General features: G+C 64.5%; 18 protein-coding genes and 6 tRNA genes. 19 read left to right on the top strand and 5 right to left on the bottom strand.

Annotated elements, in window-relative coordinates; genetic code table 11:
• The first annotated feature begins 55 nt into the window (after nt 1-55).
• The 6 genes from ilvN (at nt 56) to pbpG (ending at nt 7,346) form a co-directional block, all read left to right on the top strand.
• A complete protein-coding gene (gene ilvN, locus ASC81_RS17205; RefSeq protein WP_056269518.1) occupies nt 56-547 on the top strand; it encodes an acetolactate synthase small subunit in 492 nt (163 codons plus the stop codon).
• Nucleotides 548-590: 43 nt separating this feature from the next.
• Nucleotides 591-1,607: a ketol-acid reductoisomerase gene (gene ilvC, locus ASC81_RS17200; protein WP_056269515.1), complete on the top strand. Its 1,017-nt coding sequence runs from the start codon at nt 591-593 to the stop codon at nt 1,605-1,607.
• A 117-nt stretch (nt 1,608-1,724) separates the two neighbouring features.
• The gene (gene pssA, locus ASC81_RS17195) at nt 1,725-2,549 is read left to right on the top strand and encodes a CDP-diacylglycerol--serine O-phosphatidyltransferase (protein ID WP_056269512.1); all 825 of its coding nucleotides are present in this window, start codon (nt 1,725-1,727) and stop codon (nt 2,547-2,549) included.
• 189 nt (nt 2,550-2,738) lie between these two features.
• A complete protein-coding gene (gene leuA / locus ASC81_RS17190) occupies nt 2,739-4,427 on the top strand; it encodes a 2-isopropylmalate synthase (RefSeq protein ID WP_056270017.1) in 1,689 nt (562 codons plus the stop codon).
• Entirely contained in the window at nt 4,424-5,965 is a 1,542-nt protein-coding gene (locus ASC81_RS17185; RefSeq protein WP_056269509.1) for a 2-isopropylmalate synthase, read from the top strand. The genes leuA and ASC81_RS17185 overlap by 4 nt, the downstream gene beginning before the upstream one ends.
• A gap of 388 nt (nt 5,966-6,353) precedes the next feature.
• A complete protein-coding gene (gene pbpG, locus ASC81_RS17180) occupies nt 6,354-7,346 on the top strand; it encodes a D-alanyl-D-alanine endopeptidase (RefSeq protein ID WP_235533690.1) in 993 nt (330 codons plus the stop codon).
• A gap of 55 nt (nt 7,347-7,401) precedes the next feature.
• Here the strand turns inward: pbpG and ASC81_RS17175 are convergent, their stop codons facing one another.
• A complete protein-coding gene (locus ASC81_RS17175; protein WP_056269504.1) occupies nt 7,402-8,172 on the bottom strand; it encodes an IclR family transcriptional regulator in 771 nt (256 codons plus the stop codon).
• A 67-nt stretch (nt 8,173-8,239) separates the two neighbouring features.
• On the opposite strand from ASC81_RS17175, the gene ASC81_RS17170 reads away from it, so the two are divergent.
• Entirely contained in the window at nt 8,240-9,322 is a 1,083-nt protein-coding gene (locus ASC81_RS17170) for a TIGR03790 family protein (protein WP_162245916.1), read from the top strand.
• On the opposite strand, the gene hpnE is transcribed toward ASC81_RS17170, so the two are convergent.
• Genes hpnE through hpnC form a run of 3 tightly spaced genes read right to left on the bottom strand, consistent with a single transcriptional unit; the run spans nt 9,262 to nt 12,363 of the window.
• Entirely contained in the window at nt 9,262-10,536 is a 1,275-nt protein-coding gene (hpnE, locus tag ASC81_RS17165) for a hydroxysqualene dehydroxylase HpnE (protein WP_056270016.1), read from the bottom strand. The genes ASC81_RS17170 and hpnE overlap by 61 nt on opposite strands.
• On the bottom strand, nt 10,533-11,381 hold the full coding sequence (hpnD, locus tag ASC81_RS17160) for a presqualene diphosphate synthase HpnD (RefSeq protein WP_056269498.1): 849 nt from the start codon (nt 11,379-11,381) through the stop codon (nt 10,533-10,535). The genes hpnE and hpnD overlap by 4 nt, the downstream gene beginning before the upstream one ends.
• Nucleotides 11,382-11,391: 10 nt before the next feature.
• Nucleotides 11,392-12,363 carry a squalene synthase HpnC gene (gene hpnC, locus ASC81_RS17155; RefSeq protein WP_082536594.1) on the bottom strand — a complete coding sequence of 324 codons (972 nt, stop codon included), beginning with the start codon at nt 12,361-12,363 and terminating at the stop codon, nt 11,392-11,394.
• Between hpnC and ASC81_RS17150 the strand changes: the two genes are divergently transcribed.
• The 12 genes from ASC81_RS17150 (at nt 12,362) to ASC81_RS17095 (ending at nt 23,553) form a co-directional block, all read left to right on the top strand.
• The gene (locus ASC81_RS17150) at nt 12,362-13,489 is read left to right on the top strand and encodes an efflux RND transporter periplasmic adaptor subunit (RefSeq protein WP_056269494.1); all 1,128 of its coding nucleotides are present in this window, start codon (nt 12,362-12,364) and stop codon (nt 13,487-13,489) included. The two genes, hpnC and ASC81_RS17150, sit on opposite strands and share 2 nt — an antisense overlap.
• A 13-nt stretch (nt 13,490-13,502) precedes the next feature.
• Nucleotides 13,503-16,688, top strand: a complete 3,186-nt coding sequence (locus tag ASC81_RS17145; RefSeq protein ID WP_056269491.1) for an efflux RND transporter permease subunit — start codon at nt 13,503-13,505, stop codon at nt 16,686-16,688.
• 134 nt (nt 16,689-16,822) lie between these two features.
• Nucleotides 16,823-16,909, top strand: a tRNA-Leu gene (locus ASC81_RS17140).
• A gap of 32 nt (nt 16,910-16,941) precedes the next feature.
• Nucleotides 16,942-18,255 (top strand): trigger factor, encoded by a 1,314-nt coding sequence (gene tig, locus ASC81_RS17135; protein WP_056269489.1) that lies wholly within the window; start codon nt 16,942-16,944, stop codon nt 18,253-18,255.
• A gap of 109 nt (nt 18,256-18,364) precedes the next feature.
• Nucleotides 18,365-18,973: an ATP-dependent Clp endopeptidase proteolytic subunit ClpP gene (gene clpP / locus ASC81_RS17130; RefSeq protein WP_056269486.1), complete on the top strand. Its 609-nt coding sequence runs from the start codon at nt 18,365-18,367 to the stop codon at nt 18,971-18,973.
• Nucleotides 18,974-19,105: 132 nt separating this feature from the next.
• Nucleotides 19,106-20,377, top strand: coding sequence for an ATP-dependent Clp protease ATP-binding subunit ClpX (clpX, locus tag ASC81_RS17125; RefSeq protein WP_056269482.1), 1,272 nt, complete (start codon nt 19,106-19,108; stop codon nt 20,375-20,377).
• Nucleotides 20,378-20,436: 59 nt separating this feature from the next.
• Nucleotides 20,437-22,851, top strand: coding sequence for an endopeptidase La (gene lon / locus ASC81_RS17120; protein ID WP_056269479.1), 2,415 nt, complete (start codon nt 20,437-20,439; stop codon nt 22,849-22,851).
• A gap of 96 nt (nt 22,852-22,947) precedes the next feature.
• Nucleotides 22,948-23,023, top strand: a tRNA-Gly gene (locus ASC81_RS17115).
• A gap of 78 nt (nt 23,024-23,101) precedes the next feature.
• Nucleotides 23,102-23,175, top strand: a tRNA-Cys gene (locus tag ASC81_RS17110).
• 11 nt (nt 23,176-23,186) lie between these two features.
• Nucleotides 23,187-23,262, top strand: a tRNA-Gly gene (locus ASC81_RS17105).
• 58 nt (nt 23,263-23,320) lie between these two features.
• Nucleotides 23,321-23,396: transfer RNA gene (locus tag ASC81_RS17100), tRNA-Gly, on the top strand.
• A gap of 68 nt (nt 23,397-23,464) precedes the next feature.
• Nucleotides 23,465-23,553, top strand: a tRNA-Leu gene (locus ASC81_RS17095).
• Between the two features lie 24 nt (nt 23,554-23,577).
• On the opposite strand, the gene murI is transcribed toward ASC81_RS17095, so the two are convergent.
• The gene (gene murI / locus ASC81_RS17090; protein WP_056269475.1) at nt 23,578-24,399 is read right to left on the bottom strand and encodes a glutamate racemase; all 822 of its coding nucleotides are present in this window, start codon (nt 24,397-24,399) and stop codon (nt 23,578-23,580) included.
• Between the last annotated feature and the right edge of the window lie 113 nt (nt 24,400-24,512).

Genomic DNA, 24,512 nt, shown 5'->3' with positions numbered 1-24,512 from the left:
CCAAGGTCCGGCAGTTACCGCTGCCGGCGCTGAAGAGCGCGAAGGACGAAGACCCATGAAACACATCATTGCCTTGCTCATCGAGAACGAGCCCGGTGCGCTGTCGCGCGTCGTCGGCCTGTTCTCGGCCCGGGGCTACAACATCGAGAGCCTGACCGTCGCGCCGACGGAAGACGCGTCGCTGTCGCGCATGACGATCGTGACGACCGGCAGCGACGAGGTCATCGAGCAGATCACCAAGCACCTCAACCGCCTCATCGAGGTCGTCAAGGTTGTCGACCTGACCGAGGGCAACTACACCGAGCGTGAGCTGATGCTCATCAAGGTGCGTGCCGTCGGCAAGGAGCGCGAGGAGATCAAGCGCACCGCCGACATCTTCCGCGGCCGCGTCATCGACGTGACCGAGAAGACTTACACCATCGAGCTGACCGGCGACGCCGGCAAGCTCGACGCCTTCATCGATGCGATCGACCGCGCGTCCATCCTCGAAACCGTACGCACCGGCGCCAGCGGCATCGGCCGCGGCGAGCGCATCTTGCGCGTCTGACCTGCCTCAACCCCTCACCGATTTTTTCCTGGAGCGACCCATCATGAACGTCTACTACGACAAGGACGCCGATCTCAGCCTCATCAAGGGCAAGAACGTCACCATCATCGGCTACGGCTCACAAGGCCATGCCCACGCGCAGAACCTGAACGACAGCGGCTGCAAGGTCACCGTCGCGCTGCGCCGCAGCGGCGCGTCCTGGTCCAAGGCCGAAGGCGCTGGCCTCAAGGTCGCCGAGATCGCCGACGCGGTGAAGACCGCCGACGTTGTCATGATCCTGTTGCCCGACGAGCAGATCGCCGACGTCTACAAGAACGAGGTCGAGCCCAACATCAAGGAAGGCGCTTCGCTGGCCTTTGCCCACGGCTTCAACGTGCATTACGGCCAGGTGCAGCCGCGCGCCGACCTGGACGTCTGGATGGTCGCCCCCAAGGCCCCCGGCCACACGGTGCGCAATACCTACCGCCAAGGCGGCGGCGTGCCTCATTTGATCGCCATCTACCAGGACAAGACCGGCAAGGCCCGTGACCTGGCCCTGAGCTACGCCGCAGCCAACGGCGGCGGCAAGGCCGGCATCATCCAGACCTCGTTCCGTGAAGAAACCGAGACCGACCTCTTCGGCGAGCAGGCTGTGTTGTGCGGCGGTGCCGTCGAGCTGATCAAGGCGGGCTTCGAGACGCTGACGGAAGCCGGCTACGCGCCCGAGATGGCCTACTTTGAATGCTTGCACGAGCTCAAGCTCATCGTGGACCTGATCTACGAAGGCGGCATCGCGAACATGAACTACTCGATCTCGAACAACGCCGAGTACGGCGAGTACGTGACCGGCCCGCGCGTCGTCACCGAAGACACCAAGAACGCGATGCGTCAGTGCCTGAAGGACATCCAGACGGGCGAGTACGCCAAGAGCTTCATTCTCGAGAACAAGGCCGGTGCCCCGACGCTGATCAGCCGCCGCCGCCTGACGGCAGAGCACCCGATCGAGCAAGTAGGCGAGAAGCTGCGCGAGATGATGCCCTGGATCAAGGCCAACAAGCTGGTCGACAAGGCCAAGAACTGATCCGCTGTCTTTCAGCGATAGAGGCCGGTGCCGCGAGGCACCGGCCTTTTTCGTCCCTGACGAGCATCTCAAGCTCTCAGGCGTAGCTTGCTCAGACGCTGCGCTATCCTGCCGTCCATGACGCCTGAACCCATCGAGGACGACGAGCCCAGCATCGCCGTCCGACCCCGCCGCAAAGGCATCTACGCCCTGCCGAACGCGATCACGTTGGCCGCGTTGTTCAGTGCCTTCTACGCCATCATCATGGCGATGAACGGCCGCTTCGAGACGGCCTGTGTGGCGATCTTCGCGGCCGCCGTGCTCGACAGCCTGGACGGCCGTGTCGCGCGCATGACCAACACGCAGTCGGCCTTCGGCGAGCAGATGGACAGCCTGTCCGACATGGTCGCCTTCGGTGCCGCGCCCGCCCTCATCGTCTACATGTGGGCGCTCAAGGACGTGGGCAAGCCGGGCTGGATTCCCGCCTTCGTCTACATCGCCGGCGCGGCGCTGCGGCTGGCGCGCTTCAACGTCAATATCGGCGTCGTCGACAAACGCTTTTTCCAGGGCCTGCCAAGTCCCGCCGCCGCCGCCATCGTCATGGGCCTGATCTGGTGCGCGGTCGATGCGCCCTGGTATGCCGGCGTCGGCAACATGCCCTGGCTGCGCTGGACAGCGTTTGGCGTGACCTTGTTCGCCGGGCTTTCGATGGTCACGAATGCGCCCTTCTACAGCTTCAAAGTGTTCGACAGGCGGCGCAGCGTGCCCTTCATCGTGCTGGTGGCCATCATGCTGGGCATCGGCCTCATCGCACTCGACCCGCCCACAGTGTTGTTCGTGATCTTCTGCGTCTATGGGCTGTCGGGTTATGTGATCTACGGCTGGCGGAAGTACAAGGGCAAGCCGGTCAGCGTCATCTCCACGAGCACGGACGAGCCCGATGAACGTGGCTTGCATCAGTAGGCTTTCATGCTAGATTCCAGCCCCATGAGTTGCGCCAGCATTAGCCTGCTACTAGCCCTAGAGGAACCACGGGTTCGCTAGTCAGCCGCGCGCACGCTCAATCTGACCCCAACGGCCCGTATGCAACCGCAGCGGGCCGTTCGTGTTTTCAAGGCTGCTGGTTGCGCCACCCACCCTCGGATGGAAACCATGTTGAAGCAACCGCAGCAGAAGTACCGCGCCTTTGCGCCCATCACCTTGCCGGACCGCCGCTGGCCCGACGCCGTGCTGACCCGTGCGCCGATTTGGCTGAGCACCGACCTGCGCGACGGCAACCAGGCGCTGATCGAGCCGATGGACATCACCCGCAAGCTGCGCATGTTCCAGCAACTGGTGAAGATCGGCTTCAAGGAGATCGAGGTCGGTTTCCCATCGGCCTCGCAGACCGAGTTCGACTTCGTGCGCCTGCTCATCGAGGGCGGCCACATCCCCGATGACGTGAGCATCCAGGTGCTGACGCAGGCGCGCTCGCACTTGATTGAGCGCACCTTCGAGTCTCTGGACGGCGCCCGGCGCGTCATCGTGCACGTCTACAACGCTGTCGCGCCCATCATGCGCCGTGTCGTGCTGGGCCAGGACGAGGACGGCATCGTGGAACTGGCGGCTTCGCATGCCCGCCAGATCAAGGAGCTGGCCGCCGCGCGCCCCGGCATCGACTGGCGCTTCGAGTACTCGCCCGAAATGTTCTCTGGCACTGAACTGGCCTTCAGCAAGCGCGTCGTCGATGCGGTGACGGCGGTGTGGGAGCCCACGCCCGAGCGCAAGTGCATCATCAACCTGCCATCCACCGTCGAGCACAGCACACCGAACATCTTCGCGGACATGATCGAGTGGATGCACCGCAACCTCGAGCGCCGTGATGCCATCGTGCTGTCCGTCCACCCGCACAACGACCGCGGCACGGGCACGGCGGCTGGCGAGCTCGCGCTGATGGCGGGTGCCGATCGCGTCGAAGGCTGCCTGTTCGGCAATGGCGAGCGCACCGGCAATGTCGACCTGGTCAACATCGCGCTGAACCTTTACACGCAGGGCGTGGACCCGCAGCTCGACTTCTCCGACATCGACGAGGTGCGCCGCTGTGTCGAGCATTGCACGCAGATCTCGGTGCACCCGCGCCACCCCTACGTCGGCGACCTCGTCTACACCTCTTTCTCCGGCTCGCACCAGGACGCGATCAAGAAAGCCTTCGCGGCGCGCAAGGACGGCGAGATTTGGGACATGCCCTATCTCCCCATCGACCCCAAGGACCTCGGTCGCAGCTATGACGCCGTCATCCGCGTGAACAGCCAGTCCGGCAAGGGCGGCATCGCCTACCTGCTGGAGACCGAGTACGGGCTTGAGCTGCCGCGGCGACTGCAGATCGAGTTCAGCCAAGTCGTGCAGGCCGTTATGGACGACAGCGGCAAGGAGCTGACTGCCGCCGACCTCTACGCCATCTTCGAGCGCGAGTACGGCATCGGCGACGCAGCGGCATCGGTCGTGCAGCCGCAGATGACCGAAGTAGCGGGCGGCGCGATGCGCCTGTCGGCCGAGGTCGTGCTGGGCGGCTGGGTGGGCCATGTGCAAGGCCAGGGCAACGGCCCTATCGACGCCTTCGTCGATGCGCTGTCGGCCCGCCTCGGGACGGAAGTGCGCGTGCTCGACTATCACGAACACTCCATCGGCAGCGGCGCCGATGCGCGCGCCGTGGCGTATCTGGAACTGCGCGTTGGTGATGTGACGCGCCATGGCGTCGGCATTGATGGCAGCATCGTGCGTGCGTCCATGCAGGCCATCCTGTCCGGCCTGGCGCGCGCGCCGGTCACCGTGCCGCAAATTCGAGAGGAGAACCTGCGATGACCGACAAGCTGATCATCTTCGACACCACGCTGCGAGACGGCGAGCAGTCGCCCGGCGCCTCTATGACGCGCGAAGAGAAGATGCGCATAGCCCGCCAGTTGGAGCGCATGAAGGTCGACATCATCGAGGCCGGCTTTGCAGCGTCGAGCAATGGCGACTTCGAAGCCGTCAAGGCCATTGCCGCAGCTATCAAGGACAGCACCGTCTGCTCACTGGCGCGCGCCAACGACCGCGATATCGCGCGAGCCGCCGAGGCCCTTGCCGGCGCCAGCAACGCACGCATCCACACCTTCATCGCCACCAGCGAACTCCACATGGAGAAGAAGCTGCGCATGACGCGCGAGCAGGTGCTGGAGCAGGCGACGCTGGCCGTGCGCTTCGCGCGCAACCTGTGTGGCGACATCGAGTTTTCACCGGAAGACGGCTACCGCTCCGACATCGACTTCCTGGCCCGCGTCTGCGAGGCCGTCATCAAGGAAGGCGCCGGCACGATCAACATCCCTGACACGGTCGGCTATGGCATCCCCGAGTTGTACGGCGACTTCATCCGCCGCCTGCGCGAGAAGGTGCCCAACTCTGACCGTGCGATCTGGAGCGTGCACTGCCACAACGACCTCGGCATGGCGGTCGCCAACTCGCTGGCCGGCGTGAAGATCGGCGGCGCGCGCCAGGTGGAATGCACCATCAATGGCCTTGGCGAGCGCGCCGGCAATTGCTCGCTCGAAGAAGTTGTCATGGCCGTCAAGACGCGCCGCGACTATTTCGGACTGGACATTGGCATCGACACCTCGCAGATCGTGCCGGCCTCCAAGCTGGTGTCGCAAACGACCGGCTTCGTCGTGCAGCCCAACAAGGCCGTTGTTGGTGCCAACGCGTTTGCGCATGCGAGCGGTATCCACCAGGATGGCGTGCTGAAGGCGCGTGACACCTACGAGATCATGCGCGCCGAGGATGTCGGCTGGGCTGCGAACAAGATCGTTCTGGGCAAGCTGTCCGGCCGCAACGCCTTCAAGGCGCGGCTGCAGGAATTGGGTATTCAGCTGGAGAGTGAGGCCGAGGTCAACGCGGCTTTCCAGCGCTTCAAGGACCTCGCCGACCGCAAGAACGAGATTTTCGACGAGGACATCATTGCCCTCGTCATGGACGAATCGGTCACCGCCGAGCAGGAGCACTACCGCCTGCTGTCGCTGTCCCAGCGCAGCGAGACCGGTGAGCGCCCTCACGCGGCCATCGTCTTCGCGATGGGCCATCAGGAGCACCGCGCCGAGAGCGACGGCAACGGGCCGGTTGATGCAACGCTGCGTGCCATCGAATCCGTGGCCGAGTCGGGCGCCGAGATGCTGCTGTACTCGGTCAACGCCATCACCGGCGGCAGCACCGAGTCGCAGGGCGAGGTGACGGTGCGCCTGCAGCACGCCGGGCGGGTGGTCAACGGCGTTGGCGCCGACCCGGACATCGTCGTCGCGTCCGCCAAAGCCTATCTCTCTGCGCTGAACAAGCTGCAGAGCAAGACCGAGCGCGTCGCCGCGCAGGGCTGAAGCCACCCGCCGTTGGTGTAACGGGCGTGCACAGCGTCACGCCCGGAGGGATCGTTACCTCGTTACGGGCAATCTGGCGCGTAAACGCCCCGGTGCTTGGGGCTCATGCGGGGCTTGCCGCCCTCAAAATTCAGGCCTTGGTGTATCCGCTAGCAGCATGCGGGTCAGACCGGCAGAGGTTTTGGGGCTGACCCTGATACCGCTGCCGTGTCAGACAAGGCCTACTTGCAAGGGTCGGAGCCAGCTGCGAAAGGACTGAGCGCGTGATGGCCTGCAGTGCCTCCCCTAGAAAAAGGGCGAGAGTTCACTTGAGGTATTTCACTTAAGTTCTTATCTTGTCAGTGTTTTCGGTGGCACATACACTGCCGCCCTGCTGTTGGGGATCCCGTTGAAGACATTTGCCGCCGCCTTTCTGAGCCTCAGCCTGCTGCTTGCCCTGCCGAGCGCGGCCACGGCCGCCGCCGCCAGCGCCAAGTCCAAAGTAACGAAAACCATCAAGGCGGGCGGTTCGCAAACGCGCAAAAAGCGCTCGGTCGTGCTTCGCAAACCGGCGCCGGTGGTCATGCGCGCCGTGCCCACCTTCGGGCAGGTGGCAGGCTTGCATGCAGTCGACGATCCGCTTGATCTGAAGTCGAGCGTCGCCTACGTGCTGGACCAGGAGACCAACGAGGTGCTGTTCTCCAAGAATCCGCAAGCCGTGCTGCCCATTGCGTCCATTACCAAGCTGATGACGGCCTTGGTCGTCGTGGAAGCTGGCCTTTCGCTGGACGAGAAGCTGACGGTCACTGCCGAGGACATCGACACCGAGAAAAATACGCGTTCGCGCTTGGCTGTCGGCACGACGCTGACGCGCGGCGAGATGCTGCACCTCGCCCTGATGGCCAGCGAGAACCGTGCCGCCAACGCGCTGGGCCGTCACTATCCCGGCGGCCTGTCCGCTTTCGTGGCTGCGATGAATGCGAAGGCGGTCAGCCTGGGCATGGCCGACACGCACTATGTGGAGCCGACAGGCCTGTCCAGCCGCAACCAGAGCAGCGCGAAGGACCTGGCGACGCTCGTGAACGTGTCCAGCCAGATTCCGTTGCTGCGCGACCTGTCGACGTCGCGTGAAGCGCGCGTGGCCCTGGGCAAGCGTCTGGTGCAGTTCCGCAGTACCAATGGCCTGCTGTCCAACCCGCTGTGGGACATCGGTCTGCAGAAGACCGGCTTCATCAATGAAGCCGGCAAGTGCGTCGTCATGCAGGCCAGCATGGCGGGCCGCAAGCTCATCATGGTGTTCCTTGATTCCAGCGGCAGCGCGTCCCGGATTGCGGACGCCGAGCGCATGCGCAAGTGGCTGGCCAGCCAGGGCGAAACGGCCTCGGTGTCAGCCAAGCTCTGACGACGGTTCAGCGGACGTGAAACGCGGCGCCTCGGCGCCGCGTTTGCTTCTGGGATCAGGCGCGGTGACCCAGAGCCGATGAGATCTGCGCTGCCGTTTCCTTCAGCCGCACCACCCAGCTTTCTTCCAGCCGGTCGGCGGGCGCAGAAATCGACAACCCGGCGACCAGCTTGGCCTGGTCGTCATAGATGCCGGCGGCCATGCAGCGCACGCCCAGTTCCAACTCTTCGTCGTCACGCGCCACGCCGCGCTGTCGCACCATGGCCAGTTCGCGTTCCAGCGCGCCGATCTCGGTCAGGCTGTTCCGAGTGTGACCGGACAGGCCGGTACGCGTCGCATAGGCACGCACGCGTGGGCTGTCGTCGCTGGCCAGGAAGAGCTTGCCGACCGACGTCAGGTGCAACGGCGCGCGGCCTCCGACGGCACGCACGACCTGCATGCCCGAGCGTTCGGAGTAAGTGCGCTCGATGTAGACGATCTCGTCGCCCTGGCGCACGGACAGGTTGACCGGTTGGTGGGTGAACTTGTGCAACTCGCGCATGGCCGGCAGCGCGGCGTCGCGCACGTCCAGCCGCGCCTTGACGAGATTGCCCAGCTCCAGCATGCGCATGCCGAGCCGATAACTGCCGGCTTCGGGCCGGTCCACGTAGCGACCCAAAGTCAGGTCATTGAGAATGCGATGGGCCGTGGACGGGTGCAGGCCCGTGGCTTCGGACAGTGCCTTTAGCGAAACCGGGTCCTGGTGCTGGGCCAGCACGTCCAGCAGCGAGAACATCCGTTCCAGGACCTGGATCGCCGGGGTCTGCTGGGCCTCTTTGGATTTCATGGCGTCATTGTGGAGGAGATTGCCGGTGTTTTGTATGGCGAAAGTGCGCTCCAGCAGATGGCAAGCCTTGGCCTTGCTTTTCTTGGCCTGCGCTGGCGGCGTTCAGGCTGCGGAATCGGCTTCGGCCCCCAGCGCGGCGGACAGCCGCTGGTCGCGCGTGCCGCGCCTGTATGGCCGCATCACGTCCCATGAACTGGGCCTCGTCATCAACACGGCTGACCCTTATTCGGTCGCCGTGGGCGAGTACTACGCCAAGCGCAGGGGTATCGCGCCCGAGCAAATCCTGCGGGTGCAGCTGCCATCGCGGGCGAGCCTGACGCGCGAGGAATTCAACGCGCTGGACCGGACCATCCGCACCCACATGCCCGAGAACGTCCATGGCTTAGCGCTGGCCTGGGTTCGGCCGTATGCCGTGGAATGCAACTCTTTGACCAGCGCCCTGGGCATCGGCCTGCAGCCCGATGTTTGCGCCAACAGCTGCGCGGCTACGCGCATCAGTCCGTACACGAGTTATTTCGGCGCCAAGCCCTGGCTGGTCATCGGCGTGCGCCCGACGATGCAGTTGGCCGCGCGTTCGGTGCCGGCGGCCATGGCCATGATCGAGCGCGGTATGGCCTCGGATCACTCGCTGGCCGCAGGCGCGCCTGAACCGGCCATCGCCTACCTCGCGACAACGCCCGATGCCGCTCGCAACGTCCGCGAGCGCCTGTTCCCGCCGGCCGGCCCGGTGCCCGGTGTGGCGGGCTTGGAAATCGAACGCGTCAGGAGCGATGCACTGCCGCCGATGCGTCGCACCCTCATCTACCAGACCGGCTTGATCCGCGTGCCCGCGCCGCTAGGGGGCGAATGGTTGCCCGGCGCGCTGGCCGACCATCTGACGTCTGCTGGGGGGCTGCTCGACAAGCCCGTCGGCGAAGGTCAGATGAATATCCTCGACTGGATCGACGCCGGTGCAACCGCCAGCTATGGGGCAGTCAGCGAGCCCTGCAACCATCTGCAGAAGTTTCCCCACCCGCAGATGCTGATCCAGGCCTATGCACAGGGTGTCAGCGCGCTGGAGGCCTATTGGCACAGCGTGGCCTGGCCCGCTCAGGGCGTCTTTGTCGGCGAGCCGCTGGCGGCGCCGTTCGCGCCCTTGCCCAGTCCTTGAGCCGCTGCAATGCCAGCGCGCACGGCGCCTTCAAGCGTGGCAGGGTAAGGGCCGTCGATGTAGTCGCCCGCGGCCCATAAGTCCGGCGCGATCTGCGCCGGTGGCCTGGCCAGACCTGGCGTGCAGGCGAAGGTCGCGCGCTTTTCGGTCAGTACCTTGTCGATGACCGGCGGCGTGGCCCATGCCAGTTCGCGCTGCGCCTGGGCCAGCACCGCCTCGGCGCAGCCGCCGCGTTCCACCCAGGGCGCCGCGCCGCTGACGACGAAGGCGAAGCGGCCCGGAGCACCCCCGAGTTGGCCGTGGTCGAAGACAAACTGGGCAGGCGCATCGGGTCCATCGCGCAGTGCCAGCATCGGCGCAGGCATAGCGCTGCCGGGGCTGCTCAGGTAGACGGTGATGATGGGCTCATAGCCGAGCGCACGGGCCGCGGCGGACCACCCTGGTGCGACATCGGCGGTCAAGCGTGCCGCCTCGACGCTCGTGCAGGCGAGCACGATGCCGTCGAAGCTTTCGCCGTCCACAAGCCCGCCGCGTTCGATGGTTTGCACCCGCCGACCCAGCCGCAGGCGCGGACCTAACCACGCCGTCGCAGGCCCGGCGAGCACATCAGAAAGCGGCCGACGCGGCAGCAGCAGGTCGGCACTGCCGGCGCCGCTGAAGAGTGCGTCCTTCAGCACGCGCAGGAAGACTTGCGCGCTGGCCTGCGGTGCCGGCGTGTTCAGCGCGGCCACGCACAAGGGCTCGACGAGGTCGCGCTTGACTGCGGTCGGCAGGCCGGCGCACAACTCGGCAACGCTCAGGCGCGGGTCGCAACGAAAACCCCGGGTCAACCAGCCGCCGGCCGTCGTCAACAAACCGAGTCGCGCCGGCCACGGCCAGCCGCGATGGGCGAGCACGCCGCGCGTGAAGGCAACGAGGGGTGAGCCGGGTGGTAGACGCAGGCCGGGTTCGCCCGGGTAGGGCAGGGCGAGGGGCAGGCGCTTGAGCACCTGCTGGGGATCGACTCCAAGGCGGCGCATCAGCGCGAGGCTGTCGCGGTAGGCGCCGATGAGGATGTGCTGGCCGTTGTCGTAGGGTGGTTCACCAACGACGCTGCGCGCGCGGCCGCCGAGTTGCGGCGCCATCTCGAAGAGGGTGATGTCATGGCCAGCGTCGGCGAGCGCCACGGCTGCCGCAATGCCGGCCCAACCGCCGCCAACGATGGCTGCCTTCACCGCCCGCGCCAATTGGTCTTCATCGCGATCCAGAGCTTGCGCAGCGGCGTCAGCGCAATGCGCTGGTGCAGGACCTGGAAGTTCTCGCGCTCAATCTCGACCAGCAGGGCGCGGTAGATGTTGGCCATCATCAGGCCGGGCTTCTGTGCCGCGCGGTCCCCCTCGGGCAGCAGGGCGAGGGCCTCGTCGTAGAGCTGGTGCGCCCGCTCGGCCTGGAACTTCATCAGCGCGGTGAAGCGATCGGAGTAGCCCCACGGCTTGCTTCGCAGCAGGATCTCGTTGGCCTTGACGCCAAACTGCTGCAGCTCGTTCACGGGCAGGTAGACGCGCCCACGCCGGGCGTCGTCGCCGACGTCGCGAATGATGTTGGTGAGCTGCATTGCCAGACCCAGCTTGTGGGCGTAGGCGATGGTCTGCGGCTGGTTGCGGCCAAAGATGCTGCTGGCCACTTCGCCAACGACGCCGGCGACCAGGTGGCAATAGCGTGCCAAGCCCGGGAAGTCGAGGTAGCGCGTCTGCTGCAGGTCCATCTCGCAACCTTCGATGACCGCGTTCAGGTGGTCGAGGCGGATGTCGTAGGTAGGCGCATGCGGCATCAGCGCCTTCATGACCGGGTGGGATGGCTGGCCGGCAAAGGCGCTGCCGACCTCCTTGCGCCACCAGGCCAGCTTGGTCGCGGCGACGCTGGCATCCTGGGTCTCGTCGACGACGTCGTCCACCTCGCGGCAGAAGGCGTAGAAGGCGGTGATCGCCGCACGCCGCGGCGGGGGCAGGAAAAGGAAGGCGTAGTAGAAGCTCGAACCGCTCGCGGCGGCTTTCTCTTGGACGTACTGTTCGGGAGTCAAAGCGCAGGGCTCATGTTTTGGCGCGCATTGTCAGCGCACGCCAGGCCAGCCGCGGCGCGTCCCAGGCGGTCAGGGCAGGGCGGTGCAGCAGGCTGTCGTGGCCGCGGGAAGATATCTTGTCGAGAATGGCGAGGCCGCCCTGCACGACAAAGCGCAACTCCCAGCCGGCGCGGCCGGGCAGGGTCAGCGCAAGAGGCGCCCCGTCGAGCATCAACGCGCGCGCCCAGGCACAGAGGTCGGCGATCAGCGCGCGCGCGGCGGGGCTGTCGCGGCAGGACAACACGTCGTCACCGCTGACTCCATGGCGGTCCAAGTCGAGCTGAGGGACATAGAGCCGGCCGTTCGGTCCGTCGCGGGTGAAGTCCTGCCAGAAGTTGATCAACTGCAATGCTGAGCAGATCGCATCCGAGCGCCGCAGTGAAACGGCGTCTGTCACGCCGTACAGCCCGAGCAGCAGCCGACCGATCGGGTTGGCCGAGCGGCGGCAGTAGTCCAGCAGATGGTCATGGTCAAGGTAGCGCGGCGGCGCCAGGTCTTGTTCGAAGGCGTCGAGCAGGTCGTGCAGCAGGGCCGGCTGCAAGCGATGCATCTCGCGCGCGAGCGGCGCGAAGACGCGCTGCCAGCGCGGCGATGGCGGCTGGGCGGCCACCGCGGCTTGAAGTTCGGCGCGATAGTCCTGCAGCGCTTGTCGGCGCTCCGCTGTACTCGCGTCCCCTTCGTCGGCAATATCGTCCGCCGTGCGCGCGAAGTGGTAGATCGCAACGACCGCCGGACGCAGAGCGGGCGGGCAAAGCCAGGAGGCGACGGGGAAGTTTTCGTAGTGGTCGACGCTCAAGCTTCGCCTCAAGTTCCGCTTGCAAAGTCGCGATTTTTCAGTGAAGTTATGCGGCGTTTGACAGTTGTCACAGGCTCTGAATACATTACTGACCCGCCGGTCATTAAATTTCCTAACCGGCCGCTTCACCCCTGCCGAGGTCTGCATGCCCCATCTTCTGCGTCTCGCACCGCCTCTGTTGTTGGCGGTCCTGCTTTCGGCTTGCGGTAAGCAGCCTGCCGCACCCGAGCCGGAGCGCGCCGTGCGAACCCAGCTTGTCAGCGCGAGCTCAGCAAACGCCAGCCATGAGTATGCGGCCGAGGTCGAGGCGCGAGTCGAATCACGCCTGTCCTTCCGCGTTAACGGCAAGCTGCTGAGCCGGCCGGTGAACCTCGGCGACACGGTGAAGGCCGGCCAGCTATTGGCCCGCATCGATGCGCAGGACTTGAGGCTGGCCGAGGCCGCCGCCAGCGCCGCCGTCATGGCAGCGCGCACCAACCGAGACCAGGCCGGCGCTGACTACAAGCGCTTCGTCGACCTGCAGCGTCAGGGATTCATCAGCGCGGCCGAGCTGGAGCGGCGTGACTCGGCCTTCAAGGCGGCGCAAGCCCAGCTTGAACAAGCCCGCGCCCAGTCGGATGTGCAAGGCAACCAGGCTGGTTACGCCCAACTTGTTGCTGACGGCGGTGGCGTCGTGACCGGTGTCGACGCAGAGCCCGGGCAGGTCTTGGCCGCCGGTACGCCGGTCGTGCGCGTGGCGCTGGACGGGCCGCGCGACGTCGTCTTTTCTGTGCCCGAGGATCAGGTGGCCCGCGTGAAAGCGGCAGCCGGCGTGCCCGGCGCACTGAAGGTGCGGCTTTGGGGCGCCGACCAGACCTATCCCCTGACGCTGCGCGAAGTCGCTGCAGCGGCCGACCCAGTGACGCGCACCTTCCTCGTCAAGGCTGACGCCGGCAAGCTCGATGTGCGGCTGGGCCAATCGGCCACCGTCGTGCTGGACTTGCCGCAGACGGCCGGTGTCGTCAAGCTGCCGCTGGCGGCCGTGATGCAGCAGGGCGGCAAGACCTCGGTTTGGGTGCTCGACGGCCCATCGATGACCGTGAAGCCGGTCCCCGTGCAGATCGGCGGTGCCGATGGCAACGAGGTCGTCATCGCAGGCGGGCTCAACCCCGGCCAGGAGGTCGTCGTTGCGGGAGTGCATGTACTCAGCCCGGGGCAGAAGGTCAAACGCTACGTGCCGCCACGCACCACCAGCGCGCCGCCGGCGCCGCCCGCCGTGGCCGCATCACGCTGAGCCGGGGCCGCGCATGAATTCCCCCCTCACCAAGCAGCCGGACATCGGCGGTGGCTTCAACGTCTCACGCTGGGCGCTGGAACATCCAGCCCTGACGCGCTACCTGATGGTGGTGCTGATGCTGATGGGCTTCGTTGCCTATTTCCAGCTCGGCCAGGACGAAGACCCGCCTTTCACCTTCCGTGCCATGGTCATCCAGGCCTTCTGGCCCGGTGCGACGGCCCAGCAGATGGCCGACCAGGTCACCGACAAGATCGAGAAGACGCTGCAGGAAGTGAACCACGCGGACAAGATCCGCTCGTACACCAAGCCCGGCGAGTCGCTGACCGTCTTCCAGGTCAAGGACAACACGCCGCCCAAGGAGGTCGCCGACCTCTGGTACCAGACGCGCAAGAAGATCAGCGACATGCGCAGCACGCTGCCGCAGGGCGTGCTCGGCCCCGTCTTCAATGACGAGTTCGGCGACGTCTATGGCTCGATCTATGCGCTGTCGGCCGACGGCTTCAGCCGCGAGGAGCTGCGCGAGCATGCTGACCGCGTGCGCCAGACCCTGCTGCAGGTGAAGGACGTGGCCAAGGTCGAGATCTTCGGCGTGCAGCCGGAAAAGCTCTTCATCGAGGTTTCCCAGAAGCGCCTGGCCCAGCTCGGGCTGGACTTCAGCCAGGTCATCAACCAGATCGGCGCCCAGAACGCCGTCGAGGGCGCGGGCCTGCTGAATGCGGGCAGCGCCAACTTCCAGGTTCGCGTGCAGGGGCAGTTCACGTCAGCGCAGGCGCTGTCCGAAGTGCCCATCCGCGCGGTCAATCCGCAAACCGGCGTCGCAAGCCAGATGCGCCTCGGCGACATCGCCGAGATCAAGCGGGCCTACGTCGACCCGCCGGCCACCAAGGTGCGCCACCAGGGCAAGGAAGTGCTGGCTCTGGGCGTGTCCATGGCCAAGGGCGGCGACATCATCGCGATGGGCAAGGCGCTGAATGCCGCGCTCAAGGCCATCGACCGCGAACTGCCGCTGGGCATCAAGCTGGAGCAGATCCAGGACCAGCCCAAGGCCGTGACAACCTCGGTTGGTGAATTCGTGCGGGTGCTGATCGAAGCTGTCGTCATCGTGCTGGCGGTCAGCTTCATCTCACTGGGCCTGCATACAAAACCGCTGCGCATCGACATCTGGCCCGGCCTGGTCGTCGGTATCACGATTCCGCTGGTGCTGGCCATCACCTTCACGACCATGTTCTATTGGGGCGTGGGTTTGCACAAGATCTCGCTAGGGTCGTTGATCATCGCGTTAGGACTGCTGGTGGACGACGCCATCATTGCGGTCGAGATGATGGTTCGCAAGCTCGAAGAGGGCTACGACAAGATGCACGCGGCCACCTACGCCTATGACGTGACGGCGATGCCCATGCTGACCGGGACGCTGATCACGGCGGTTGGCTTCCTGCCCATCGGCCTGGCCAAGTCGACGGTGGGCGAGTACACCTTCGCGATCTTTGCGGTGACGGCTGCTTCGTTGGTCATCTCCTGGGTCGTCTCGGTCTATTTCGTGCCCTATCTGGGCGCCTTGCTGCTCAAGAGCAAACCCGCCGCGGACGGTGAGGTGCACGAGCTCTTCGACACGCCGTTCTACAACCGCTTCCGCGGCCTGGTGCGCTGGTGCGTGGAGAACCGCTGGAAGACGATAGCCATCACGCTGCTGGTGTTCGCTCTGGGCATCCTCGGCATGGGCCGGGTGCAACAGCAGTTCTTCCCCGATTCCAGCCGTCCCGAGGTGCTGGTCGACCTGTGGCTGCCAGAGGGCTCGACCATCCAGGAGACCGAGGCCTTGGCCAAGCGGTTCGAGGCGCGCATGCTGAAGGAGCCCGGCATCGCCAGCGTAACCAGTTGGATCGGATCCGGCGTGCCCCGCTTCTATCTGCCGCTTGACCAGATCTTTCCGCAGTCCAATGTCACGCAATCCATCCTGCTGCCGAAGAGCCTGGAGGAGCGAGAGGAACTCAGGAAACGCCTGCCGACCGTACTGGCCAACGAGTTCCCCGAGGCGCGCGGGCGCGTGAAGCTGCTGCCCAATGGCCCGCCCGTGCCCTATCCGGTGCAGTTCCGCGTCACCGGTGCCGACCCCAAGATCGTTCGGGACTGGGCCGACCAGGCCAAGGACATCCTGCGCACCAATCCCAACATGCGTGGCGTCAACGACAACTGGAACGAGAACGTCAAGACGCTGCGCCTGAAAGTCGACCAGGACAAGGCGCGGGCGCTGGGCGTCAGCAGCCAGAGCCTGGCGCAGGCGGCGCGCACCTTGCTGTCGGGCAGCGTCATCGGCCAGTACCGGGAGGCCGACAAGCTCATCGACATCGTGCTGCGCCAGCCTCAGGACGAACGAGCCTTCATCACCGATATCGGCAATGCCTATCTGCCCACCAGTTCTGGCCGATCGATTCCGCTGACGCAGATCGCCAAGGTGGAATTCGACTGGGAACCTGGCGTCATGTGGCGCGAGGGCCGCAACTACGCGGTCACCGTGCAGGGCGACGTGGCGGAAGGCTTGCAAGGCGCGACGGTCACCAAGGAGGTGTGGCCTGAGCTTGATGAGCTGCAGAAGAAGATGCCGACGGGTTATCGCATCGAGATCGCCGGCGCGGTGGAAGAGAGCAGCAAAGGCCAGGGGTCCATTGCCGCAGGCGTGCCCATCATGCTGTTCATCACCTTCACGCTGCTGATGCTGCAGTTGCAGAGCTTCAGCCGCGCGATGCTGGTCTTTCTGACCGGCCCGCTGGGTATCGCCGGCGTAGCCGCCGCGCTGCTGCTGTTGAACCGGCCGTTTGGCTTCGTCGCGCTGCTGGGCGTCATCGCCTTGATGGGCATGATCATGCGCAACTCGGTGATCCTCATCGACCAGATCGAGCAGGACCGCGCCCGAGGCGTGCCGGACTGGTCGGCCATCGTCGAGTCGGCCGTTCGGCGCTTCCGCCCCATCGTGCTGACAGCAGCGGCGGCCGTGCTGGCCATGATCCCGCTGTCGCGCAGCGTGTTCTGGGGGCCGATGGCGGTGGCCATCATGGGCGGCCTCATCGTGGCGACGGTGCTGACGCTGCTGGCCTTGCCGGCGATGTACGCGGCATGGTTCCGCGTGCAAAGGCCGGAGGAACATAGCCGTATGCACAGCCGACTTCCCGATGACGCCGGCGAAACGCTTGTGAGCTGACTCCTCAGGGTTTTGCCGATCCGCGGACCGGGGCGGCGGGCAGGCCGCGCGAGATCGCTACAATCGCCGGTTTGCCGAATCGCCTACGGGGCTGCCGCATCATTTTGAAGTGGTGGCGGCCCAACCCAAGAATTGCGCGGGTGGCGAAATTGGTAGACGCACCAGGTTTAGGTCCTGACGCCTTCACGGGCGTGCCGGTTCGAGTCCGGCCCCGCGCACCACCACTGTCCTTCAACTGTTCCCGAGTCCAATCATGGCCGTCACCGTCGAAACCCTTGAAAAGCTGGAACGCCGCATTACCCTGCACGTTGCGGCCGCTGACATCAGCAGCGAAGTCGAAGCCCGCTTGAAGAAGCTGGCCCGTACCGTCAAGGCCGACGGCTTCCGCCCCGGCAAGGTGCCGATGAATGTCGTTGCCCAGCGCTACGGCTACTCGGTGCAATACGAAGTCGTCAACGACAAGCTCGGCGCCGCCTTCAACACCGCAGCCAACGAAGCGCAGCTCCGCGTTGCGGGCATGCCGCGCATCGAGCAAAAGAATGAAGCGCCTGAAGGCCAGATGGCTTTCGACGCGACCTTCGAGGTCTACCCCGAAGTCAAGATCGGTGACCTGGCCGGCGCTGAAGTCGAGCGCGTCACCAGCGAAGTGACCGAGGAGGCCATCGACAAGACTGTCGAGATCCTGCGCAAGCAGCGCCGCAGCTTCGCCCAGCGCCCTGCGGCGGATGTGGCTCAGGTCGGTGACCGCGTCACCATCGACTTCGAAGGCAAGATCGACGGCGAGACTTTCGCCGGCGGCAAGGCCGAGGCTTTCCAGTTCCTGATCGGCGAAGGCCAGATGCTGGAGCAGTTCGACGCAGCTGTGCGCGGCATGAAGGCAGGCGAGTCCAAAACCTTCCCGCTGCAGTTCCCCGAGGACTATCACGGCAAGGATGTGGCCGGCAAGGAAGCCGATTTCCTCGTCACGGTCAAGAAGATCGAAGCCCAGCACTTGCCCGAAGTGAACGAGGCTTTCGCGAAGTCCCTGGGCATCAAGGATGCGACGGTCGAAGGCCTGCGCTCAGACATCAAGAAGAACCTCGAGCGCGAGGTGAAGTTCCGCGTGCTGGCACGCAACAAGGGCGCCGTCATGGACGCCTTGGTGGCCGTCTCCGAACTGGACGTGCCCAACGCCCTGGTCCAGGGTGAAGCCGAGCGCATGGTCGGTCAGGCGCGCGAGGACTTGAAGAAGCGCGGCGTCAAGGATGCCGACAAGGCCGAGATCCCCGCCGACATCTTCAAGCCGCAAGCCGAGCGCCGCGTGCGCCTGGGCCTGGTGGTCGCCGAACTGGTGCGCACGAACAATCTTCAAGCCAAGCCGGCCCAGTTGCAGGCGCACATCGAAGAGCTGTCGCAGAGCTACGAAAAGCCCGCTGAAGTCATGCGTTGGTACCTCACCGACCGCGAGCGCATGGCCGAGGTCGAGGCGGTGGTCGTTGAGAACAACGTCACGGACTTTGTGTTGTCGACCGCCAAGGTAACCGACAAGTCGCTGCCGTTCGACGAGCTGATGGCCACCGGCAACTGATAGCCCCTGGCCTCATGAAGGCGCCGTGCCGCAAGGCCGGCGCCTTTTTACTTGCGTGGCGATAATTCGCCCCCATTACAGTGAACAAGCTTTGTCTTCAAGGATCTGAATGAGCGCTCTCGACACCAGCAATCTCGGCCTCGTGCCCATGGTCATCGAACAGTCTGGTCGTGGCGAGCGCGCCTACGACATCTACTCACGCCTGCTGCGCGAGCGAATCATCTTTCTGGTCGGTCCGGTCAACGACGGCGTGGCCAACCTTGTTGTCGCTCAAATGCTTTTCCTGGAAAGCGAAAACCCCGACAAGGAAATCTCGCTCTACATCAATAGCCCTGGCGGCAGCGTATCGGCCGGTATGTCGATCTTTGACACCATGCAATTCATCAAACCCGAGGTCTCAACCCTCTGCATGGGCATGGCCGCCAGCATGGGCGCCTTTTTGCTTGCCGCTGGCGCCAAGGGCAAGCGGTTCTCGCTGCCTAACGCCAAGGTCATGATCCATCAGCCGCTGGGCGGCGCGCAGGGCCAGGCGACCGATATCGAGATCCATGCGCGTGAAATCCTGAAGACTCGCGAGACATTGAATCGCATCCTCGCCGAGCGCACCGGCCAGACCCTGGAGAAAATCCAGTCCGACACGGAGCGCGACTACTTCATGTCTGCGGCCGAAGCCAAGAACTACGGCTTGGTCGACCAGGTACTGGAACACCGGCCTTGAGTCGTGAGGGCCTGTAACTGGCCCCCGGATTCATAGCGTAATCGGGGCCCTTATCCCCACAAGGGCCCCGAGACCGTTTGGACTATCATCAATCAGGCACCCGCCTGTCCCCTGGCATTCCCGAGCAGACCCATGGCCGAAAAAAAAGGCACCTCCAGCGAAAAAGTTTTGTACTGCTCGTTCTGCGGCAAGAGCCAGCACGAGGTCAAGAAGCTGATTGCTGGCCCGTCGGTCTTCATCTGCGACGAATGCATTGAGCTGTGCAACGACATCGTTCGTGACGAGATTCCTGCGCCTGCGCCGGCCGCGCGCGCTGGCAAGTCCGACCTGCCCGTACCGAGCGAGATCAAGGCCAGCCTTGATCAATACGTCATCGGCCAGGATGTCGCCAAGCGAACGCTGGCGGTGGCCGTCTACAACCACTACAAGCGGCTGCGCCACATGGCTGCCAGCAAGGAGTCGGTTGAGCTGTCCAAGAGCAACATCCTGCTGATCGGGCCGACCGGCTCTGGCAAGACGTTGCTGGCGCAGACGCTGGCGCGACTTCTGAACGTGCCGTTCGTGATCGCCGATGCGACGACGCTGACCGAGGCCGGCTATGTCGGCGAGGACGTCGAGAACATCATCCAGAAGCTGCTGCAGAACTGCAACTACGACGTCGAGCGTGCGCAGCGCGGCATCGTCTACATCGACGAGATCGACAAGATCTCGCGCAAGGCCGACAACCCATCCATCACGCGGGACGTGTCGGGTGAAGGTGTACAGCAGGCGCTGCTCAAGCTGGTCGAAGGCACGATGGCTTCAGTACCCCCGCAGGGCGGCCGCAAGCACCCCAACCAGGACTTCCTGCAGATCGACACAACCAACATCCTGTTTATCTGCGGCGGCGCCTTCGACGGCCTGGAAAAGGTGATCCAGAACCGCAGCGAGAAGTCCGGCATCGGCTTCGGCGCCACGGTGAAGAGCAAGAGCGAGCGTCGTGTCTCCGAGGTCTTCCGCGAGTGCGAGCCTGAGGACATCATCAAATTCGGTTTGATTCCCGAGCTGGTGGGCCGCCTGCCTGTAGTGGCCACGCTGGGTGAACTGTCGGAGGACGCACTGGTGCAGATCCTGACCGAGCCCAAGAACGCACTGCTCAAGCAATACCAGCAGCTCTTCGAGATGGATGGCGTCGAGCTAGAGATTCGCAAGCCGGCACTCGCGGCCATCGCCCGCAAGGCGCTGGCTCGCAAGACTGGCGCCCGCGGCCTGCGATCCATCATGGAGCAGGCGCTGATCGACACCATGTTCGACCTTCCCGCCCTCGACGGCGTGGAGAAGGTCGTGCTGGACGAACACAACATCGAGGACGCATCCTCGCGTCCTCTGCTTGTCTACCGCGAGCAAGCCAAGGCCAGCGCCTGAGCCCTCAACTTGCAATCGCCCCCTCAGGCCGCACATCGGCCTGAGAAAGAGAGGTCTTCATGTCCGGACATCCCATCCTCCCCGCAGACCCCATCACGCTGCCGCTGCTGCCGCTGCGTGACGTTGTCGTGTTCCCGCACATGGTCATCCCGCTGTTCGTGGGCCGGCCGAAGTCCATCAAGGCGCTCGAAGCCGCGATGGAAGCGGGCCGCCAGATCATGCTGGTCGCCCAGAAGGCCGCCGGCAAGGACGAGCCCAAGCCCGAAGATATGTTCGAGGTTGGCTGCGTCTCCAGCATTCTGCAGATGCTCAAGCTGCCCGACGGGACCGTGAAGGTGCTGGTTGAGGGCCTGCAGCGCGCGACCACCCTATCCATCACCGATCCGGGCGAGCACTTCGTTGCGGAAGTCACGCCCATCCCGCCCGAGACCGAGCATCAGCCTGAGGTTGAAGCCCTGCGCCGCGCCGTGACGCAGCAGTTCGACCAGTACGTCAAGCTCAACAAGAAGATCCCGCCCGAGATCCTCACGTCGATCGGCGGCATTGACGACCCGGGCCGCCTCGCCGACACCATCGCTGCCCATCTGCCGCTCAAGCTCGACGCCAAGCAAGCCGTACTGGATCTGGCGGAGGTTGCCAAGCGCCTGGAGAAGCTGCTCGACCTGCTCGAGCATGAAGTCGACATCCTTCAGGTCGAGAAGCGCATCCGTGGCCGCGTCAAGCGCCAGATGGAGAAGAGCCAGCGCGAGTACTACCTGAACGAGCAGGTCAAGGCCATCCAGAAGGAGCTTGGCGACGGCGAAGAAGGCGCCGACATGGAGGAGCTTGAGAAGAAGATTCTCGCGGCCCGCATGCCCAAGGAAGCGCGCAAGAAGGCCGACGCCGAGCTGAAGAAGCTCAAGCTGATGTCGCCCATGTCTGCCGAAGCGACGGTGGTGCGCAACTACATCGACACGCTGGTCAATTTGCCTTGGAGCAAGAAGACCAAGATCAAGCACGACCTCAAGAATGCCGAGGACGTGCTGAACGAAGACCACTACGGCCTTGAGAAGGTTAAAGACCGCATCCTTGAATATCTCGCGGTTCAGCAGCGCGTCGACAAGGTGAAGGCGCCCATCCTGTGCTTGGTCGGCCCTCCGGGCGTCGGCAAGACCTCGCTTGGCCAAAGCGTGGCGCGCGCCACGGGGCGCAAGTTCATTCGCATGGCGCTGGGCGGCGTGCGCGATGAGGCCGAGATCCGCGGCCACCGTCGCACCTACATCGGCTCCATGCCGGGCAAGGTGCTCCAGAGCCTGTCCAAGATCGGCACGCGCAACCCGCTTTTCCTGCTCGACGAGATCGACAAGCTGGGCATGGATTTCCGCGGCGACCCTTCTTCGGCGCTTCTTGAAGTGCTGGACCCGGAGCAGAACCACACCTTTGGCGACCACTACGTCGAGGTCGACTTCGACCTGTCCGACGTGATGTTCGTCGCCACCTCGAACTCGATGAACATCCCGCCGGCTCTGCTGGACCGCATGGAAGTCATCCGCCTGTCGGGCTATACCGAGGACGAGAAGGTCAACATCGCACAGACCTACCTGCTGCCCAAGCAACGCAAGAACAATGGCGTGCTGGACGAGGAGCTGGAAGTTACCGAATCGGCTATCCGCGGCGTCATCCGCTACTACACGCGTGAAGCTGGTGTTCGTTCCCTCGAACGTGAGATGTCAAAGGTCTGCCGCAAGGTCGTCAAGGGCATCCAGCTCAAGACTTACGACGGCAAGGTGACCGTCACCGAAGACAACCTCAACGACTTCCTGGGCGTACGCAAGTACGACTTCGGCCGAGCTGAGAAGAAGAACCAGGTCGGTCAGGTGGTAGGCCTGGCCTGGACTGAGGTGGGTGGCGATCTGCTGACCATCGAGGCGACCGCAATGCCGGGCAAGGGCAACATCATCCGTACCGGCTCACTGGGCGACGTGATGAAGGAGTCTGTCGAAGCCGCGCGCACTGTGGTTCGCTCGCGTGCCCGCCGGCTGGGCATCAAGGATGAAGTCTTCGAGAAGCGCGATGTGCACGTCCACGTGCCCGATGGCGCCACGCCCAAGGACGGCCCCAGTGCGGGAGCGGCGATGACGACGGCGTTTGTCTCCGCGCTGACCGGCATTCCAGTGCGTGCAGACGTGGCGATGACGGGCGAGATCACGCTTCGCGGTGAAGTGACGGCAATTGGCGGCCTGAAGGAGAAGTTGCTGGCGGCCCATCGCGGCGGCATCAAGACAGTGATGATCCCGGAGGAAAACGTCAAGGACCTGCAGGACATCCCAGAGAACGTCAAGAACCAGCTTGAGATCGTGCCGGTGCGCTGGATTGAGCGCGTGCTTGAAGTCGCGCTGGAAGCGATGCCCACGCCTTTGCCCGATGAAGAAGTCGGGGTCACTGCAGCGAAGCCGGACGACGGCACTGTCAAAGGAACGGTGGCTGCTCACTGAGCCGGCGCCGCTGACTTGTCAGTCGATAAAAAACTGGATTACAATGCCAGCTTCGCTAAACAGGCAACCGCACAGTTGGCTGGCTAGAGAAACAAAGCGGGATTAGCTCAGTTGGTAGAGCGATACCTTGCCAAGGTATAGGTCGAGAGTTCGAGCCTCTTATCCCGCTCCATGATTTTCCGAAAGGGAAGCCCAGGCTTCCCTTTTCCGTCAGGGTCGCGCCAAACGATTCTGATTTTGGGTTTACGGCGGCGCGATAGCAAAGCGGTTATGCCCCGGATTGCAAATCCGGTTAGTCCGGTTCGACTCCGGATCGCGCCTCCAAAAAGCACCATGCGGGTGTAGCTCAGTTGGTAGAGCGCAACCTTGCCAAGGTTGAGGTCACGAGTTCGAGCCTCGTTACCCGCTCCAATAAATCGGTCGCACCGATGTCTTGCCCAAGTGTCACAACCGGGGCTAGTCGAAATGCGCGGGTGTAGCTCAGTTGGTAGAGCGCAACCTTGCCAAGGTTGAGGTCACGAGTTCGAGCCTCGTTACCCGCTCCAATTCACGGGAGATTCGATCAGTCGGATCTCCCGTTTTCTTTTTCGCGGACCGGATAATCCGGCTCGCCGCGCGGGTGGCGAAATCGGTAAACGCAGCGGACTTAAAATCCGCCGCCTCGAAGGGGGCGTACGGGTTCAAGTCCCGTCCCGCGCACCAGACGCTTGTCAGCAGCTCAAACGGTCAGCATTTGCTGGCCGTTCTGTTTTCCGCCTGCCAGGTGCTGACATCCCGGCCCCGCCAGTTGAGCACAGCGGCCATCCAGTCTTCCAGCGCAGCCGAGCTGCCGCTCGTTTCGATGGCGAGATGCGCCTCATCGGTAGTCGCAGGCGTCCAGAGCCCGGCTGCGCGGCGAGCGACGGCCGTTTCGATTCGCAGCAGCCGTATGCCTGGGCCAAGGGCTGCTTGCCAAAGCGGCGCGATCAGCGGGTAGTGCGTGCAGCCCAGCAGCGCCGTGTCTACGCCAGCAGCGTGCAGCGGCGCGCAGTAACCCTCAACCAGAACGCGCAGTTCGGGGCTGTCCAGGTCACCGGCCTCGATGTGGTCAACGATACCTGGGCAGCCTTGTACGACCACCTCACTGCCGTTCACATGCCGCTCGATCAATGCGCGCAGCCGCAGGCTTGCTGCGGTGGCCGGCGTGGCCAGCAAGCCGATGCGCCCATTGCGTGTCGCGGCGACAGCGGGTTTGATGCCTGGCTCGGTGCCAACGAAAGGCAAAGTGGGCCAGCGTTCGCGCAGCGCCTCGATGGCGTGCGCTGTCGCCGTATTGCAGGCGATGACGATCAAATGGGCGCCGCAGTCGATCAGGTGCTCGGTGATGGCAAAGCTGCGAGCGCGAATTTCCTCGGGACTGCGGCCGCCGTAAGGAGCATAGGCCGTGTCCGCGAGGTAGCGCAGTCGCGCGGTCGGCAGCATGGCGTGCAACTCGCGCAGCACGGTGAAACCGCCGACGCCGGAATCGAAAACGCCGATCTCGCGGCGTGGAGGGGGGGCGGTCTGCATGGGCGCGAGCAGTCTAGCTTCGCGATTCGAGAGACCTCTCCAGAAAGAGTTTTTTCAACCCCGGCGGGCGTCTGGCTAGAATCGAACGGTCGTGCTTTTTTAAGCGCAGCTCC

Source organism: Pelomonas sp. Root405, assembly GCF_001425165.1.
Classification (GTDB): Bacteria; Pseudomonadota; Gammaproteobacteria; order Burkholderiales; family Burkholderiaceae_C; genus Pelomonas.
Note: the sequence above shows the minus strand (reverse complement) of the source record. Positions and strands in the feature narration are given on the sequence as shown.